Source organism: Paenisporosarcina quisquiliarum (assembly GCF_043641925.1).
GTDB lineage: Bacteria > Bacillota > Bacilli > Bacillales_A > Planococcaceae > Paenisporosarcina > Paenisporosarcina quisquiliarum_A.
Genome location: NZ_JBHZRU010000039.1, coordinates 1 through 1,395 on the forward strand (window position 1 = coordinate 1; position 1,395 = coordinate 1,395).

General features: G+C 35.9%; 2 protein-coding genes. Both read left to right on the forward strand.

What is annotated here, in order from left to right; translation table 11 throughout:
* The first annotated feature begins 77 nt into the window (after positions 1-77).
* Positions 78-371: a transposase gene (locus tag ACHUE4_RS16580; RefSeq protein ID WP_394192068.1), complete on the forward strand. Its 294-nt coding sequence runs from the start codon at positions 78-80 to the stop codon at positions 369-371.
* A complete protein-coding gene (locus ACHUE4_RS16585; RefSeq protein ID WP_394192070.1) occupies positions 368-1,258 on the forward strand; it encodes an IS3 family transposase in 891 nt (296 codons plus the stop codon). The genes ACHUE4_RS16580 and ACHUE4_RS16585 overlap by 4 nt, the downstream gene beginning before the upstream one ends.
* Positions 1,259-1,395 lie beyond the last annotated feature (137 nt).

Sequence of the window (1,395 nt, forward strand, 5' to 3'; positions counted from 1 at the left end):
TGGGCTTAGTATAAAAAGTGTACACGTCAAAACGGAATTCCTTATAATAAGAAGACTAGGAAAAGGACGTGTTTAATATGCAAGGTCATTATTCACATGAGTACAAAGAATATATTGCGAAATTGATTGTAGAAGAAAATAAAGTGGCTAAACATCTATGTCGAGAATTAGATTTAGCCCCTTCAACTGTATCTTCTTGGGTGAAACGATACCGAATAAAGCAAGGTTATTATCCAAATTCCAATGACCTTACAACATCATCGGAGTTAAAAAAACAACAAGCTGCTCTTGAAAAGCAAATTCGAGAGTTAGAAGAAGAAAATGAAATTTTAAAAAAGGCTATGCACATCTTCACCAAAAACCCACTGTGATCTTTTCTTTTATATATGATCATGAACGTGAATACACCGTAACGAAGATGTGCAAAGTGATGGGTGTTTCAAGACAAGGATATATCAATTGGCGACATAGAAGACAGAATCCAAATACTGAAAAGATGGCTGCACATGAGGAAATCACTCAAAAAATTGCACAATCCTATCATTTAAGTGGCGGTACATATGGGAGTCCACGGGTCCATGAGGACCTGTTGGCTTGGGGATACTCTATTTCACAAAAAACAGTAGCTATTCTTATGAATAAAATGGGTCTCAGTGCGATACCACCAACTAAGTATATGGTGACAACAGATTCAAATCATACCGAACACATTTATCCAAATTTAGTGAATCGTGAATTTAATGTAACTGATCCAAACCAAGTGTGGGTGGCAGATATCACTTACATCTGGACGAATGAGGGTTGGCTATATCTAGCGAGTATCATGGATCTCTTTTCAAGAAAAATCATTGGTTGGTCATTAGATTCACATATGAGGAAAGAACTTACCATTGAGGCGCTAGAAATTGCCCTTGGCTCTCGTGAAATTAAAGGTCAACTTACACATCATTCAGACCGTGGAGTTCAATATTGTTCAAATGTATATGTTGATTTATTAGAACAAAAACAAATTCAAATTAGTATGAGTCGCAAAGGTGATCCATACGACAATGCATGTATTGAATCTTTTCATGCCACAATCAAAAAAGAGTTAATTTATCGTAGACGTTTTAAAACTCGTGCGGAAGCACGCAGAGCCATTAGTCATTATATCGTGAGTTTTTATAACGAAAGAAGAAGACACTCAACACTAGGTTATCTCTCACCAAATAATTTCGAGAGAAAATCAGGTCTTTTAAGTTCGGAAAAAATCTCATAAGTTTCTCGAAGGTGATAAGAGAATACAGTTGGCATTTTAACTGTATTCTTTTATCACCTCTAGCAAACGAAGTGCGGTAGGGATTTAGAAAACGGAATTTTAGTGTTTTTTGTGTAAACTTTCTTGACAGAAGTCCA

What these genes read in the sequence shown, in the direction of transcription:
- ACHUE4_RS16580 (WP_394192068.1), top strand. Translation starts at nt 78, where the DNA reads ATGCAAGGTCATTATTCACATGAGTACAAAGAATATATTGCGAAATTG.